Genomic DNA, 16,085 nt, shown 5'->3' on the forward strand with positions numbered 1-16,085 from the left:
CTCACAATTCATCATCAATAAAATGCCCAAACACTTCGGGATCGTGCCAATAATCATGTTGGACTTTGCCTGGTAACCAATAATGGTTGAACCCGAAGTCATACTGCTCAGTGATAAATTCAAATGCCTCGCAATGCCGTTTTGAAAGCAGAACAACAGCAATCTGAAACGATTTCTGTAGCCATCTTAGAAGCATTTTTGATGAACGGACTCGGTGACACTACTCATGTACAACTCTACGTAGTGATCTTTTTATATATTCAGAATGAGGGATTATTTGTATAGTTCAGTGAGCATTGCAGCCAAGCGCGCTCCCGCTTTGACGATCTGCTCTTGCTCAACCTGCTTGTACATAACCAGGTATTTCTTGCGATCTTCGAAATTTGCTTGCCACTTGAAGTCTTTGTTATTCTCTATCCCGACAAAATTCATCCAGGCGAAGACCTTGGCCGAAACTCCCAAAGTTTCTTCAGCCCAGCTTTGTGCCCAGCCGCCAACGTCACCTTTGGTTGGCGGGACATCGACTGCCGCAGCAATAATGTTTTGCGTAGTATTAGCTTTCAAATTCGGAGGAATATGATCCCACTCCGCGTGCAACTTTCCTGAAGCATTCACTCGAATTAAATTTCCTCCCTGTGTAAATGTGCTGGGATCGTATTCGCCATTCAGCAAGCCATTCACCACTGTTCCGTTTTTATCTAGATATACTGAACCCACATGCAGAGGCTGATGAATATCGCCAACGAAATGAGCCAACATTAGTACCGCTTCCTGTTTTGTCTTTATGCTGAATGGCTCATTGACAGACTGGCGTCGCAGCTTGGCGACTGCCGCGTTGACGGCGTTTAAGATGTCGTACTGATGGGCCCCGACATAATTGCTGTTGTAATCTGTGTGTTGAATTGAAATGTCGGTGTAGTGGTAGTCCTTGTGGCATTCCTTCTTTTCGTCGCAGCCATCCCAATTACGTTCAACGTAATCCTCGAAGTGCCGCTTTCCCTCTTCCGTTTCAAATGGTTTGCATTCAGGTGACGGATATTTCGGTGATTTGACGTACTTGAACGCACCTTTTGAAATTTGGACGTTCTTTGCACAATCCATCCACACAGCAGCCTGCTCAAGGGTAGTTCCCAGAGTAGCCTGAATTTTTTTGTAAACTTTCGGATTATCCTGGGCTAGGATTTTGTCGGCGATCGCGCCAATTTCTTCGTGCCCAGGCGGACCGAAAGCGAAAGCGCAAGTGCTAGCGACAAGCAGGGGTAATCCTGCAATTTTGAAGCGCAGACGTGACATGATAAATTTCCACTGAGCTGTGACCGGCTGGCGCCGTCTTTTTGTACCGTTGTATTCACGGTATCGAAGTCAGAATAGATGTAAAAATATAAATATCAAGAGTTATTTATTGACAACAAAATCGATTTGAGAGTTGTCCTGCGTTAGCACGCGTGAAAAGCGTATTTATTTGGTGGCACTTGTTGTTTGCCGTTCCATGTAGACCAACTCGGTGATTTCCGAGTGGAGATAGCGCCGCGCTCTGCTTCGCGAGAATCCCTGCCATCCAAGCCAGTGATGTTTCGTTGTCAATCTCGAGAGTGAGACAGGCATCGGACTCCGGGGGCATCGGACCCTTAGCCAGGAGCAACATTCAAATAAGGCAATCGACACATTGATCGTCGCAACTGGCTTTTCTGCGATAGAGCAGCTTGACCCTGTTGCCGTTGAGTGGATACGTAAGCAAGCTCGAACAGTCAGGCGAGTGTGTTCGATATTCTGAGTCCGTCGAGCTCAGGTGTGATGATGGCGTTCATTTTCAGAGAAGTGCTTTTCGAAATCGGCTAACCAGTTAGCCAGATTTATGTTCGCCGCTATGCTGCGGCTGTGAGATGCTATCGCTCAACGACAAGAGTGTGGGTTGCACTACAAACTACCACCCGCTGCGCCCCTCTGGTGAGTGCTACATATAAGTGCGTCGCATCCATCAACTCTGGGTTAAGCACGACTGCGATGTCCGCTTCGAGTCCTTTGAGCAGTAGCGTGCTTCCTACGGAACGTCTCGCCGTACCGCGGCCAATATGTCGGCATCGCTCCCTTTCCCTTTGAGCGGCTTGTTGAAAAGTGCAACTGCCGTCTGACGCCATCTGCATCGCGTTCATACAGCTTCGAAGTATGTCAGGACGATAGACGCGGACATGCGCCTGCTCTCGAATTTGGATAAGTGCATTGAGTGCGGTATTTAGGTTCGGTGTATTCGCAAAAGTAACGACAGCATGCTCGGCTGGCGTCGCCGGATTGCGAGCTGTTCCGGCGCGGATGCTAGCTACTCTTCTCTGCATCTCTGCGGAGCCAACATTGGTCATTAACTCTCCCGCGAATCCGACTAATTGAGTGACGGCGTCAGGAGCACCGACGTTGAATCGGAGTCCAAAATCGGTTAAATCTCGCAAGTCGGCCGGCTCGACGTTAATAGCGCCGGGGGTCCGACTTGCTATTAGGCGCCGGCCCAGGGTATTTCGGCTATCTCCAATTACCAGTACAGTTCCGTCGCGAGTTAGCGGTTGCGCTTGTGCAGCTACGGCCCGCTGAGCATCTGCCGTGCCCGGCAGAAGGTGAACCCAGCTCACTTCGGGCGGAGCTGTGCGCAAATCGATTGCACCGCCAGCAGCAAGAATAAGCCTTGAATTAAGTAACCAACGACCAAGCCGTTCCGTTCCCGCATTAATCCATCTCCATGGAGTTTGCAGTTCACCAAGCGAGGGGAACTGAGCGAGCACGTTGTTATTCCAGTCGACCAGTTCATTTCCACGAAAGTTGAAGATAGCTTGCATGGGGTCGCCTAATACACAAGTAGGGACCGACGTCGCCGCCCAATCCACAATAGCATGCTGGCTCAACGAACAATCTTGATATTCGTCGACAATCAAGCGCGAGTAGCTTGCAGCCAATATCTCGTTCAAGTGGCCGGCCTGCAGCAAACGCCAGGCCGCCCCGCGAATCGCGTCGTAATCTGTTTGAGGATTTTCGAGTTTAAGAATTTGAGGATTTAATCCGCTTCGAAGCGGAAATGTACCGACCAGGTTCATCGCAAAACCGTCGATAGTCGTTAGACGGTATGCTGAACGTGAAACGCCTGCACGGCTCAATCGTACTTGTAAGGCCGCGACTCCTGCGTTTGTGTGGGTAAGCACAAGGATTGGTTTGGGGCCAACATGCAGCGCTAATGTGTCCGCAATTAGCTGGGTTTTTCCACAACCGGCAGGCGCGGTTACTGAGCACCTGGCCGAGGCAAAAAGATCAAACTCAAGCGGCATGAGCCAACCCGTACAGCCGGAGAACGGGCAGGCTAAAACCAGCATCAGCATCGGCGAAATTGGGAAAGACTATGGTACGGGCTACGTGCTCAAACTTGGTAACGGACTTGAACCAACCGTTCTTCCGATGTCTTGAAGCCACGCCTAGGCAGGTTCTTGTGGCGGGAGAGTAATCGCCAGCCAAGCCTTCCGCAAGAACTGATTGCAAGTTTAATTGATTTTGGGATTGAGTTCGAATGTGCGCATCGACCAACTCATCACCGACATTCTCGATACCTTGTTGAATTAGGAGCCCTACAGCAACTCGATTTAAGCTCGCAAAAAGCTCATCTTCTAATGCACGGCCCTGGCGCCAAGAAACCCATGTACCGCCGTTTGCTTCGAACAGCGCGGTCAATCGTCTTAATTCTGGCGTTGGAGGCTTATCGTTATCGACTAGGACAATTGCTCGATAACCTAAAGTAAGCAATGCATTTCCTCGAATAAAACAGCGATCGGGATCACCGCCACCAACGTTAACATAGGCTACGCCGCGCGCAAGCAGGGAAGTCTGACCTCCACTGACATAGTGTGCATCCATTCCCCGAACAAAACCTACCTCGCTCGCGCCCTCACAGACAATAACGGTACGCGCCAAAAACGCCTCTGGATCCGCCCGAATGGTACTTTGGACGTCATCGTCGACGCCAACGGGTCGAACGGAATGTGTTCTGGCAACCGAACGTACAACAAAGATCTGGTTCCCACTCAACTCGCGGACTGCCACTGGTGAATGAGTCGTCATGAAGACCTGTAGCGGCGGGGCTGGCTCTTTTGCGCCTAACGAATCGAGTAGACGCGTCAGCCGATGGGGCTCCAATCCGTATTCGACTTCGTCTATCAAGATTATCGACGCACTGTCGGCAGCAGCTCGCTGAAGACCAGCGATGAGTAATCTGACCGAGCCTGTCCCCAATGAACGAAGAGGTACGCCGGCTTCACTGTGCAGCGTAATTGCACCGTCACCTATAGAAACTGCATGCGCGTCCAACAGCGCCGTTGCGGAAGCTCCTACCGATACACCTAAAGAATTTGCAGTGGCAGTGACTGTCTGCAGCGTTTGAGCAAACTGAACGCCCGCTTGGTTGCCAAAATTAGCACGAGCTTCGCGAGCGGCACGTGCTAACTCCGCGCCGAGATTGGCTCGCTCTCCCGAAAGTCGATTAAGGACAGATCCGCGGCTCCATGATAGATTTGAATTCGCATAGTTTCCTAGTCTTGCGGGCGCTATGGAACCTCTATCCTTCCAACTGATACCACGCTCAAGCCCCAGTTCGCGTGCGCGCGCTGAAATAAGCGTCCAGACAGGCTCCAAGTCGGCACCGATTTCCAGTCGAAGGGCCAAGACAGTTTCTAGTCCCTGACGGGGCTCTTCCTCAACTTGCCCAGACGCAGGATCAAAAGCACGTAAAAAATCCCCGTAGGTATTAATATTTTTGAGAGCGTCCGGAAGTTCGCCGATCGTGAGTGTAATCGAAATCGGTTGCGTAACGTCTAAACCGAAAAAATCAGTGTCATCCACCGAAATGCTTCGACGCGCGCCGATACACAGATCTATCGCATCGAGAATAGAGGACTTTCCGCTGTCGCCAGGACCGACAAGACAATTGATACCTCCCGATGGAAACCAATCAAGCACTCGAATCGAACGGAAATTTCTGATCTCAACCTTACGAACTCGTGCCACGGTTCCTCCGGAAGTATTAATGTGTCAGTCAGCGGATTCGAGCGAGTCGGGATAGACGGGGCCCTCGCCAGTAGTACTCTATGAGGTATCGCTATAACTGTGCATTCGTCTTCTTTTATTCGTCACGGCAACAGTTATACCAGTTGCCAGTCAGTAGACGATGCACAATTTTGTTGATTTTGTCAAAGAAAAGTAGCAATTTTGGCTACTTTCAGTTTCTTATTCGTCTCGCTTCTGCGCGTCTACGCAGAGACTCAATCTTTTCTCGGTCAACGACAGCTTGGCGAGCTTTTGCACCAGCCGTAGATGAATCACACAAGTATTTCTGCGACGCGGGATTTGCGCTTTCTTTTAGCAACTTTTGGCAAAGCTTCGCGAAGCCATCTCTGTCTGCCAACGCTTCGTCTTTCCTTCTCTGTTCAGCGTGAGCTATATCCTTAAGTTCAGCTACCGTAGCTTCCAAAGCCTTTACTCTGTGCTGGGCTTTTCCAGTAGCAATCATGTTATAGAGTTTCATTCCTTCCATGATTGGGTCCCTCATATATCTCTCCAGAAAATTTATGTATGGCCAGTCTATTCGACAGATCTTCGTAATTAAAGCAAGGCACGATTTTTTTTCTGAGGGATTCTAAGTTGACAAAAGGCGAGTCCACTATCGAATTCGAGCGCATGAAATATAAGAAAGAAGGAATAAGAGAGCTTTTTGACACCGAGAAGAATTTGGTCTGGGGATCTGATGGGAAGTCGCATAAAGCTCAGTAAAGTACTTCTTCGGGCGTGGGCCGACAATTTATGTCTCGTCGTCGCTAAAGCATTGAGAAGAGTTCTGTTGCTTTGCCCTATTTAAGTGCAGGCGCTCACCTCTGCGCTTACACCAGCTGTCCGATGGATTGCCCACATTCAATCCGACGAGGCTGGCCGATGATCAGACGCCTTAGGACCGACGCTGAACCCAGCGTCTGGCGCCAGCGCCTCATGAAGGTAATTCTATTGATTCGACAAAGAGGGCAATTGCCAGCGATAATTCGTTCGCGCAGTCGATAAACGTAAACAAAGCTGCATATTCGTGCCTATGTTTACAATAGTGCGTCGAAATAACCCCGATTTATTGGAGTTGTCCTTTTATACCGGGCTCCATATCGATGTTTACATCTGGGATGGGGGCTCATCGTATACATGTTGGCGCATTACCGCATGAAGATTTGTTGAAGCAGGCCGACGGCGAGGTGAGCGCCACCATCAATGCCAGGGTGGAGCAGGCGTTTGAACGCCAGATAGCGCGCCAGGGCAAAGCCAATAACCAGCTATCCACCACCGACATAGACACGCATTGCCAACCCGACAGCGCAGCGGAACAATTACTGCGCAATGCGATGACCAAGCTGAACTGGTCGGCGCGCGCCTACCACCGGGTGCTGAAGCTGGCCCGTACCATCGCCGATCTGGCGGAGGCGCCGCATATCAGCAAGGCACACGTGGCGGAGGCGATCCAGTACAGGCGGGCACTGAGGGAGCACTAAGCGGCGTATGTATCGTCAGTATCATGGCAGCGCAACCAACAAAGCGCTCGTCAAGGGATCCAGTTCGCCGCCATAGAATTTTTCCAAAGCAACAAGGAAGGGCTGTTTATCTTCTGCAGCGATGGCAAACAGGCTAAGGCTTGACCTCAGTTTCAGATCGTCCGGGCTACCGAAAATCTGGTGTACGGACTTGCCTTTGATCTGTAACAACAGGTGTATGCACTCCAACAGACGTGTGCCGAGGACGGGGTGGCGCAGGTAAGCCTGGGCTTCGTCGATGGAGCTTATTCCATAGAAGCGCGCAGTTTCCGTTCGCCCCAGTCCCTTCAGTTGCGGGAAAATAAACCACATCCAATGCCTGCGCTTTTCCCCCTCCTGCAATTCCTCCAGCACCAGCTCGTAAACTGCTTCTTGTGCGGCGACAAAGCGCTGCAAATCATAAGGATCTGACATGAGTTTGTCTTGTTTGTTGGCCGGCTTGCCTGTTTACATCTCTTAAGGTCCGATCCGCGTATGGTTTTTCATTTTATTCATGCTGCCCTCATCTTGAAAAGGGCAGCTTGATAACAATCTAGCTGGTATCGTTCCAACGCCGGAGAATTACCATGTCGCCACAAGAAAGTCAGGTATTGCAGCAGTTTTTGCAACGGTTGGTGCAGGCCAATGGATTGGTCAAGGATAAAGAAGCGCAAGCCTTGATTGAGAAGGCGGTAGCGCAGCAACCGGATGCGGCCTATCTGCTGGTGCAACGGGTGTTGTTGCAAGATCAGGCGCTGAATGTTGCGCAAGGCCAGATTGCTCAATTGAAAATCGACCTGGAAGAATTGCGTGCCAGCCGTAGTGCACAAGGTTCCGGCGCATTCCTGGATGCCTCCAGTGCCTGGGGCAATAGCGCGAGCAGCCGGCCATTGGCATCCGCCCCTACCTATGCGCCAACCCCGCCGTCCTACTCCGCTGCCCCGCCTGCGGCTTTTGCGGCTGCACCAGCGCAGCCGGGCTTCTTGTCCGGGCAAGGCGGCAGCATGCTGGGAACCATGGCAGCAACGGCCGCCGGCGTTGCTGCGGGTGCATTCCTGTTCCAGGGCATAGGCAGCCTGATGGGACATCATGGCTCAGGCGCCAGTCTGGACAGCAGCGGCGCATCCGCCGCCCCGGCTGGTTCGGCCAATACGGATTCCGGTTTGATCAAGGATTATTTCGCAACGGATACGCTGGCACAGTCCGATGCGGATTCCGGCGGTCTGAGCGATCTGGGCAGTTTTGACGACAGCGGCAGCGACGACGTCTAAGCAGGGGTCTGTTTAGGACTGATCAAGCTCCACAGTATTTTTTTCGCTGACCTGCATGTCGATGGACTCATACGGAAACTCGACGTAGAAGTGGGTTTCCTGGCCCTGCGCTAAGCCGCTGGAGTAGTAGCCTATTTCGCCCCGCATCTGCTTGACGATGGCTTGCGTGATAGACAGACCAAGGCCGGTGCCGCCCTTGGCCCTGGTGTCGGAAGAATCTGCCTGCGAAAATTTCTGGAAAATACGGTGGCGGAATTTTTCCGGAATGCCCTCGCCGCGATCGATCACTTCTATCCTGACCCGGTTTTCTTCAACGATGCTGGTTTCCACTGTCACTTCGCTACCATATGGAGAGTACTTGCAGGCATTGGACAGCAGGTTGGCCATCACTTGCTGGAAGCGGCCGGCATCGACACGGATCTGCGCATTGACACCCGCGTGTTCCAGCGCGATGCTGACGCCCAGGTTCTGCGCAAAAGACTGGTTGGCTGTCACCGCAGCCTCAAGCAGGCGCTGCAGCGGCAATAGCTCGTACTTGAAGTCCATCTTGCCGGCTTCTATTTTTTGTATGTCCAGCAAATCGTTGATGAGGCGCGTCAGGCTCTCGCTGTTCTTGTAGGCGATGCTGATCAGCGGATGGGCTTTTTCCGGCAAATCGCCAACGGCCCCGCCCAGCACCAGACCGAGCGAACCGCGTATTGCCGTCAGCGGTGTACGCAATTCATGGCTGACGGTGGAAATAAATTCGCTCTTGATCCTTTCCATTTTGCGGCGCTCGGTGATGTCGCGCACGATGACGATCAGTTTGCGTTTGCCGGATAGATAATATTCGCTGATGGACAGCTCAGCCGGAAAGGCATCGCCGCCGCTGCGCACTGAATCATCTTCAAGATGGATTTGCCCGGTGTGCACAAACTCATTACGGCTCATCGCCAGTTCCAGCAAATCATATTTACCGGGTGGCGAGAAAATCTTGCTGCTGTCGCCGACGACGTCGGCATTCTTGTAGCCATAGATCGCTTCTGCCGCATGATTGAAAGCCTCGATCTTGCCGTCCTCGTCAATCATGACGATGCCGTCCGCTGCATTCTGGAAGATGGCTTCCATGCGGTCTGAGCTATCCTTCAGCGCAAGCTGCTGCGCCGTCAGGTTTTGCAGCAGTATGGCCTGGGTGCGGTTGATCTCTTCCGCCTGCTGCTTCAGCGCCGTGGTGACCTGCAGATTTTCTTCGCGCCGCTTGAACAGGCTGGCCAGCATACTGAACGAAACGATAATGGCGATGATGGTGCCCACGGCCACCGTGCCTATGATGGCGCTGGTCCGGCGCCAGTCGGCCAGATACAGGGATTCGTCTATCGTGAAATTGGTGATCAGCGGATAGTTCTCGACGACCTGTATACCTTCCATCTGGTTGTCGGCAGTAATCACCACGTCGCTCTTTTTTTGCAGCACTTCCAGCACGCGATAGGTGGCGTCGCTGACATTGCGCTTGCCCATCAGCTCGTCTTTCATCGGCCACCTTGCCAGCAGGGTGAAATCGTTGCGTATCATGCTGATGGTCGCCTGGCCCCGCAGGCTGACGCGCTGGTAAAACTTGCTGTAGAACGCAGGAGATACACCCAGTTGCACGATGCCGATGAACTCGCCGTCGCTGCCGGTCAGGCGGCGGCTGATATAAAAGGTCCAGTCGCCATTTGCCCTGTTGCGTATCGGCGTGCTCAGGTATACACCCTGGCTGGGGTTATCCCTCTGCTCGATGAAGTAGTCCCTGTCCGCCAGGTTACGTTTGGGCGCCGGATACTCGCGGGAATAATTGATGATATCGCCATGGTCGTCGATGACGCCGACCACGTCGATTTGCGGTGAAATAGCAGCCTTCTCCCGTAAGAATTGGAAGAATTCCGGCGTTTTCAGGGCACGCCGCAGGTAATTCGCATCGGATGTCGACGAATCCTGGATGCGCTCTGCAATACTGTCCAGCGCCAGGTAGGCGGTACTCATTTGCTGTGCCGTGGTTTCAGCCAGAATGCGGCTGAATGCGGCTGATTGCTTGCGCCAGTCATCAATTTCCTGCTTGCGCAGCAGCAGGATCGCAGCAATGGCGATGACAGCGATGATCGCGACCAGAAATGTGCCAAGCGCGATAGCTACGCGGCTGGTCTGCATCCTGGTTCGCTTCATGGACACTCCCTGTTAGACCTGAAAGGCATGGAATCTGTTATTCCACCGACTATGTTGTAGGTGACATGGACTCATTATCAGAATAGCAGCAAATGTGAGTTTTTTTGCAGCTATATTCGCAAAACAGACACGGATTTAACTTTAAAACCGATGTTTTCTCAATTTCAAAGCAGGCTGAGTGCAGAAAAAGCGCGATTGACAGCGCTGACCAAAGTCAATAATATCTAGACCAGTCTATATAATTATATATCTTATGAAAACACCCCCTCGCGACCGCCTGACCCAGACCACCGCCCTGTTATTGCAAACCCAGGGTTACAACAACACCGGCCTGAACCAGATTCTGCAGGAAAGCGGCGTGCCCAAGGGTTCGCTCTATCACTACTTCCCAGGGGGCAAAGAGGATCTGGCGATCGCTGCGCTGGAGCAATCAGCGGTAGCGGTGCAATCCGCCCTGCAGGCCGTCGCTGGCGCGCATGCCAGCCTGCCGGCCTGCGTCGCGGCCGCCATCGACTACTTTATCGATCAGCTGGAAACTTCGCAATTCACCAAGGGCTGCCCGGTAGCGACTATCGCGCTGGAACAAGCGGGCATCAACCCGCGCATACAGGCTGCATGCGAACAGGCCTATGCCGCGTGGCACGCAGCATTGGCCGGCTTGTTCCTGGCACACGGCAAAGCCGAGGCTCCACGGCTCGCAGACCGCCTGCTGATGGCGCTGGAAGGCGGCCTGGTATTAAGCCGCGCGCGGCACGATTGCCGCGCCTTGCAGCAGATCAAATCCGACCTTCACCGGTACCTGGACTAAACACGATGACGCTGCTTCGCAAATGCCTTGGCTTATTGACGCTGCTATCCATGCTGGCCCCGGCGGTGATGGCGCAACCCGCGCTGGGCCCTGCACCCGCGCCAACACCTGCAGCACTGGAATTTTCCCTCATCAAGACGTCGGAAGTCAGCACCCTGGAAGGCCTCAGCTACTCCGGCGGCAGCTATTTTGCATCCACCCGCCTGCAGCATATCGCGGTGCTGGTACGCCACCCCCAAGGTGATTTTTTGTTCGACGGCGGCCTGGGTAAAAATATCGATGCCCAGTTTAAGGACATGCCGCTATGGGCGCGCCCCTTCTTTTCCTACGGTCCTGTGACCCCGGCCCGGCAGCAACTGGATGCCGCCGGCCTGACACGCATACCGCGCATCTTCCTGTCGCATGCGCACTGGGACCATGCCAGCGCGCTGGTCGATTTCCCCGAGGCGGAAGTCTGGCTCAGCGAGGCGGAAAAAGCGTATTTGGCAAGCCCGCATGCGGTCTCGGTTTTTCCATCCCAGATCGCGCCGCCCGCCATACGCTGGCACAGCTACGCGTGGTCGGACAAAGCCGTATTGGGATTTTCACACAGTCTGGATATCTTTGGCGATGGCAGTGCAGTACTGCTGCCCTTGCCCGGCCATACTCCGGGTTCGGTGGGCTTGCTGCTGACGACGGCGTCCGGCAGGCAGTATTTCTTCATTGGCGACAGCGTCTGGAAAAGCCGGGCAATTGTAGAAGAGAAGCCGAAAATGTGGATAGCCAGCGCACTGGTCGATGAAGACCAGCCGCGCACCATGGAAACGATCTCGTCGCTGCACCGCGTCCAGCAGCAAAATCCCCTGTTGCTGATCATCCCGGCACACGATGCGCAAGTGCATGATGCCATTGGATATTTTCCGCATTTTGTGAAATGATCATTCTGCCCAAGCTTCTCCACATAAAAAATTAAAGAGACACTATGAAACGAATATTGCTGCGCCTGTTTCAACTCATTCTCGCCATACTGGTGCTGCTGATCGCTGCTGTGGCCATCAATACCTTGCGTTTCCAGTCGCGGCAAATCGATGTTGCGCCGGTTCCCCCTCTTGGCCTGGATGAAAATGCGGCAGCGGCGCGGCTGGCCGGTTCATTGCGCTTCAAGACCATTTCCAGCGATACCGATCCGGAGCAGAATGCCGAGGAATTCGACAAGCTGCATAAATATCTGGAAACATCCTTCCCCAAAGTGCATGCCAGCTTGAAGCGGGAAGAAGTCAACGGCCGCAGCCTGCTGTACACCTGGGAAGGCACGGACAGCAAAGCCAAGCCCATCATGCTGATGGCGCATCAGGACGTGGTGCCGATTGCACCGGGCACCGAAAAGAACTGGCTGCAACAGCCTTTCGACGGCAGCATCAAGGATGGCTTTGTCTGGGGCCGCGGCTCCTGGGATGACAAGGGCAACCTGTTTTCCATCATGGAAGCGACTGAGAAATTGCTCAGTGAAGGTTTCAAGCCGCGCCAGACCATCTACCTGGCTTTCGGCCATGATGAGGAAGTCAGCGGCCTGCGCGGCGCAAAAATGATCGCTGCGCTGCTGCAGTCGCGCGGCGTGAAGCTGGACTATGTACTGGATGAAGGCTTGCTGGTGACCGAGGGCATACTGAAAGGGCTGGACAAGCCTGCCGCACTGGTGGGCGTCGCGGAAAAAGGCTATGCGACAGTATTCCTGAGCCTGGATGCAGTACCGGGGCATTCCTCGATACCGCCGCAAAAGACCGCGATCGGCATGATGAGCGTGGCGCTGGCAAAACTGGAAGACCAGCAGTTCCCGGCCCAGATACGCGGCGTGGCGCTGGATATGTTTGAAACCATAGCACCGGAAATGTCCGGCCTGAACCGGGTCTTGCTATCCAATCTGTGGCTGTTCAAACCGCTGGTACAAAAAGAACTGGCGAAAGGCGCCAGTACCAACGCGATGCTGCGTACTACGACTGCACTGACGATGGTCCATGCCGGCAACAAGGACAATGTGTTGCCCGGCACGATAGACGCCGCCGTCAATTTCCGCCTGCTGCCGGGAGATACACAGGCCACCGTGCTGGAGCACGTCAAGCAGACTGTCGCCAATGACGCGATCAAGCTGAAGCCGTATGCCGCCAATTCCGATCCCTCTCGCGTGACGCCGATCTCAGGCCAGGCCTACCAGACGCTGGCCCGCAGCATACGCGAAACCTTTCCCGGCACCGTTGTTGCGCCGGGGCTGATGCTGGGCGCGACCGATTCGCGCCACTTTGAAGCCATCAGCGACAATATCTTCAAATTTTCGCCGGTGCGCGCCACCTCGGAAGACTTGCCGCGCTTCCATGGCACCAATGAGCGTATATCGATCAAGAATTATGCGGAAATGATCAATTTCTACCACCAGTTGCTGCTGAATAGCACTAAGCCCTGAGCGGCGAGCTTTGTGCGGCAAGACAGCTTTCGTCGTCAGCAAGTCACATTTGTGGAAATAAACCACCATCCCGCTAGCGGGATGGGATACTAATGTGACATGATTCTGCTAAAGCCTGATCCGTCCTCACATCAGGAAGAGCAAGAATACCCCTACACGGAGCGAGATATGAGAAAACTGTTTTTGAGCGCAGGCCTGATACTGGCATCTGCACAGACACTGGCAGCAGCATTGCCGTGCGCCGATCTGCAAACCAAAATCGAAACCAAGCTGGCCGGGAAAGGCGTGAAGAACTACACGCTCGAAATCGTCTCCAAAGACACGGAAACCACCAACCGCGTGGTCGGCAGCTGCGATGCAGACAAAAAGAAGATCATCTACAAGCGCGCCGGCAAGGCAGCCAAAGCAGAAAAATCTGAATAAAAGCCAGGTAAGCTGCATTGGCAGGGCTTAAAAAAACGGGATGCCAGGCATCCCGTTTTTAATTTTGACTGCCGCTATATCATGCAGATTGGGTGCGAAAAATTGCCAGCCCTTTGGCCGCCTGTGCCTGCACTGCATTTCGTACTACCGGCGTCCAGCCCAGTAACAATCCCTTCAGGCCCAGCGCCTGGCGCGCCCATTTCCACAGGTCAAAGCGGTCGATGTGACGGACGATCTTGCCGTCCCTGAATTCAAAGCTGGCGTGGATATCGTTCACCACCGTATTGCCGGTCTGCGAGAACGTATAAGTGGCGACCCAGTGCGCCTTGCCCTGCCTGTCATCCGCCTCTATGCCGTCAAACACCAACGAAAAGTTTTGTGCCTTGGTAGACAGCATGCGCCACATATCGCTCGCCTCCCGTCCGCGCAGCGCGGGGAATACCGGGTCGGTAAACAGCACATCGGACGCATAACAGCTCGCCATGGTCTCGGCATCCAGCTTCTGGAAAGCCTGGTAAAAAGTCTGTATCAGCTGAGCATTAGCGTGCATGAAAACCTCAATCAGGTAAGAAGAAAATGGGAGCTATTGAAACCCGATTATGCACTTCTTATAACATATTGGGTGGTGGCGATTTTACCTATTTTGTGTCTATAATGGACAAACCTCTTCGTCAGCTTTTTTGCATTTCCCACTCCATGCTCACCGTCATAGTCGCGCTTTACGTCTGCCGCCAGACCATCACATCCAGCCTGTGCATGGCGATAGACGCATTCCAGTTGGCCAACCAGTTTCACGGCAGCAGGCTTTTCCAGTTGCAACGTGTCAGCACCGACGGCCGGTCCGTGGAAAATACGCTGGGCAGCATACAAGTTGACAGCGGACTGCAGCATCTGGCGACGCCGGATATCTTTATCGTGCCGGCCGTAGGGCGGGATGTCGATCTGGCGATCGCTGAAAACCTGGAGCTGCAAGCCTATATGCAAGCATCATCAAAAGCGCCGGCCAAAAAATCTGCAACCCAGTTTGCCAGCCTGTGCAGCGGCGCCTTTCTGCTGGCAGCCGCCGGCCTGCTGGATGGCAGGCGCGCAACCACGCACTGGGCGCTGGAACAGGGGTTCCGCCAGCGCTTTCCCAAGGTGAAATTGTCCATAGAAGCGCTAATGACGCAGGACGGTAATGTGCTGTGCTCCGGCGGCGCGCAAGCCGGGCTGGACTTGTGCCTGTTCCTGATACGCCAGCATGGAGGAGAAGCATTGGCACGGCAGGTGGCCAATGCCATGGTGGTGGAACTAGGCCGTAGCAGCCAGTTGCCGTACGCATCTGCAGCGCTATCTGGGTTTGCGTCCGAGGTTGCATCCGGCTTTGCATCAGCACCGGCAGCGCTCGCTCACGGCGACAGCCTGATCGGTAAATTGCAATTGTGGATGGACGTGCACTATGCGCAAGAACTGACGCTGGAAAACCTCGCCGAGGTCGCTCATTGCTCGCCGCGCACGCTACTGCGGCGCTTCAACAAGGCAACCGGATATAGTCCGGCGACTTATCTGCAAAGACTGAGGGTGAGCGCCGCCTGTGACCAACTGGCCAGGGGCAATCCGCAGGTGGCCGAAGTCGCTGCCGCCGTGGGCTACCAGGACAGGCCGGCCTTTGCAAAAATGTTCAAACGTATCACTGGACAGACGCCCGCCGCGTACAAGCGGCAGCAGCAACTGGCCAGAAGCGGATACGCAAACTAGGAGGCTTAGAAGCTGTTGCGAAATTAGGCTGGCCAGGCACGGCGACGAGGCAGGGGGGCGCCTAGCCGGGGACGCCGAGTCTACGAGTAGTACGACGAGGAGCAACAACGCCAGCGTAATTTCACAACAGCTTCTTAAAGCTTTCTGGCCATATACCAGGCTGGGCCGGTATATGTCTGCAGGCTGGCTTGCTGCACCGGATCAGCCAGCTCCTGCTGCAGATACCCTAGCCGGCTCCAAAACACCGTGGAACTTTGCACCGATACCAGGCAGGAATGGCGCAAACCCTGGGCTACCGCCTGCTGCAAAGCCAGCCGCACCAGCAAGGCCCCCACGCCCTGCCCGCCTACTCGCTGCGACACCGCAAGATCATGCAGGTACAGGCTATCTGCACCGGCCACATGCTTAAACTGATAGCCCAGCGGGCTGACCTTACCCAGCACTGAACGATAGCCGAACAAATAGGCGCACAGCCCGTATTCATCTTCAGCCACCCAGCTGGTTTCTGCGCAGGCCAGCAGCCGCTCACGCAACACCTCGCCGTCCTCCACCATGTCCGGCACATAGGCTTCCTGCTGTATCGCGCAAACGTCTTCAATATCCGTACTGCGCATTAATCTTAAATTGACTGCCATATTCTTTCCCTGCCACTACGA

Annotated in this window: 15 protein-coding genes; 7 read left to right on the forward strand and 8 right to left on the reverse strand. The window is 54.0% G+C overall.

Translation table 11 applies throughout. The annotated features are described in order from the left end of the window. Positions 1-273: 273 nt before the first annotated feature. From IEW12_RS23130 to IEW12_RS23145, 4 genes are all read right to left on the reverse strand, one after another. Positions 274-1,293, reverse strand: a complete 1,020-nt coding sequence (locus tag IEW12_RS23130; RefSeq protein ID WP_188568508.1) for a S1/P1 nuclease — start codon at positions 1,291-1,293, stop codon at positions 274-276. A 593-nt stretch (positions 1,294-1,886) separates the two neighbouring features. Next, the gene (locus IEW12_RS23135; protein ID WP_229751303.1) at positions 1,887-3,353 is read right to left on the reverse strand and encodes a UvrD-helicase domain-containing protein; all 1,467 of its coding nucleotides are present in this window, start codon (positions 3,351-3,353) and stop codon (positions 1,887-1,889) included. Then, positions 3,298-5,034 (reverse strand): ATP-dependent nuclease, encoded by a 1,737-nt coding sequence (locus IEW12_RS23140; protein WP_188568509.1) that lies wholly within the window; start codon positions 5,032-5,034, stop codon positions 3,298-3,300. The genes IEW12_RS23135 and IEW12_RS23140 overlap by 56 nt, the downstream gene beginning before the upstream one ends. Positions 5,035-5,245: 211 nt before the next feature. Continuing rightward, positions 5,246-5,575, reverse strand: a complete 330-nt coding sequence (locus tag IEW12_RS23145) for a hypothetical protein (RefSeq protein WP_188568510.1) — start codon at positions 5,573-5,575, stop codon at positions 5,246-5,248. Between the two features lie 664 nt (positions 5,576-6,239). Between IEW12_RS23145 and IEW12_RS23150 the strand changes: the two genes are divergently transcribed. Then, on the forward strand, positions 6,240-6,554 hold the full coding sequence (locus tag IEW12_RS23150; protein WP_308789156.1) for a magnesium chelatase subunit ChlI family protein: 315 nt from the start codon (positions 6,240-6,242) through the stop codon (positions 6,552-6,554). 21 nt (positions 6,555-6,575) lie between these two features. Here the strand turns inward: IEW12_RS23150 and IEW12_RS23155 are convergent, their stop codons facing one another. Continuing rightward, entirely contained in the window at positions 6,576-7,007 is a 432-nt protein-coding gene (locus IEW12_RS23155; RefSeq protein WP_188568512.1) for a DUF1810 domain-containing protein, read from the reverse strand. A 152-nt stretch (positions 7,008-7,159) separates the two neighbouring features. Between IEW12_RS23155 and IEW12_RS23160 the strand changes: the two genes are divergently transcribed. Next, entirely contained in the window at positions 7,160-7,843 is a 684-nt protein-coding gene (locus IEW12_RS23160) for a DUF2076 domain-containing protein (protein WP_188568513.1), read from the forward strand. Positions 7,844-7,855: 12 nt separating this feature from the next. Here the strand turns inward: IEW12_RS23160 and IEW12_RS23165 are convergent, their stop codons facing one another. Continuing rightward, entirely contained in the window at positions 7,856-10,024 is a 2,169-nt protein-coding gene (locus IEW12_RS23165) for an ATP-binding protein (RefSeq protein WP_188568514.1), read from the reverse strand. A gap of 253 nt (positions 10,025-10,277) precedes the next feature. Between IEW12_RS23165 and IEW12_RS23170 the strand changes: the two genes are divergently transcribed. From IEW12_RS23170 to IEW12_RS23185, 4 genes are all read left to right on the forward strand, one after another. After that, positions 10,278-10,832 carry a TetR/AcrR family transcriptional regulator gene (locus IEW12_RS23170; protein ID WP_188568515.1) on the forward strand — a complete coding sequence of 185 codons (555 nt, stop codon included), beginning with the start codon at positions 10,278-10,280 and terminating at the stop codon, positions 10,830-10,832. Positions 10,833-10,837: 5 nt separating this feature from the next. After that, positions 10,838-11,749 carry an MBL fold metallo-hydrolase gene (locus IEW12_RS23175; protein WP_188568516.1) on the forward strand — a complete coding sequence of 304 codons (912 nt, stop codon included), beginning with the start codon at positions 10,838-10,840 and terminating at the stop codon, positions 11,747-11,749. A 44-nt stretch (positions 11,750-11,793) separates the two neighbouring features. Continuing rightward, positions 11,794-13,269 carry a M20 family peptidase gene (locus tag IEW12_RS23180; RefSeq protein WP_188568517.1) on the forward strand — a complete coding sequence of 492 codons (1,476 nt, stop codon included), beginning with the start codon at positions 11,794-11,796 and terminating at the stop codon, positions 13,267-13,269. 168 nt (positions 13,270-13,437) lie between these two features. Continuing rightward, positions 13,438-13,692: a DUF1161 domain-containing protein gene (locus IEW12_RS23185; protein WP_188568518.1), complete on the forward strand. Its 255-nt coding sequence runs from the start codon at positions 13,438-13,440 to the stop codon at positions 13,690-13,692. 79 nt (positions 13,693-13,771) lie between these two features. On the opposite strand, the gene IEW12_RS23190 is transcribed toward IEW12_RS23185, so the two are convergent. Beyond that, complete coding sequence (locus tag IEW12_RS23190) at positions 13,772-14,242, reverse strand: nuclear transport factor 2 family protein (protein ID WP_188568519.1); 471 nt, start codon at positions 14,240-14,242, stop codon at positions 13,772-13,774. Positions 14,243-14,388: 146 nt separating this feature from the next. Here IEW12_RS23190 and IEW12_RS23195 point away from each other — a divergent pair, with 146 nt between their 5' ends. Further along, the gene (locus tag IEW12_RS23195; RefSeq protein ID WP_188568520.1) at positions 14,389-15,429 is read left to right on the forward strand and encodes a GlxA family transcriptional regulator; all 1,041 of its coding nucleotides are present in this window, start codon (positions 14,389-14,391) and stop codon (positions 15,427-15,429) included. 134 nt (positions 15,430-15,563) lie between these two features. Here IEW12_RS23195 and IEW12_RS23200 read toward each other — a convergent pair whose 3' ends face one another. Next, entirely contained in the window at positions 15,564-16,064 is a 501-nt protein-coding gene (locus IEW12_RS23200; protein WP_229751304.1) for a GNAT family N-acetyltransferase, read from the reverse strand. Between the last annotated feature and the right edge of the window lie 21 nt (positions 16,065-16,085).

The organism is Parundibacterium terreum, from assembly GCF_014636315.1.
Taxonomy (GTDB): Bacteria; Pseudomonadota; Gammaproteobacteria; order Burkholderiales; family Burkholderiaceae_D; genus Undibacterium; species Undibacterium terreum.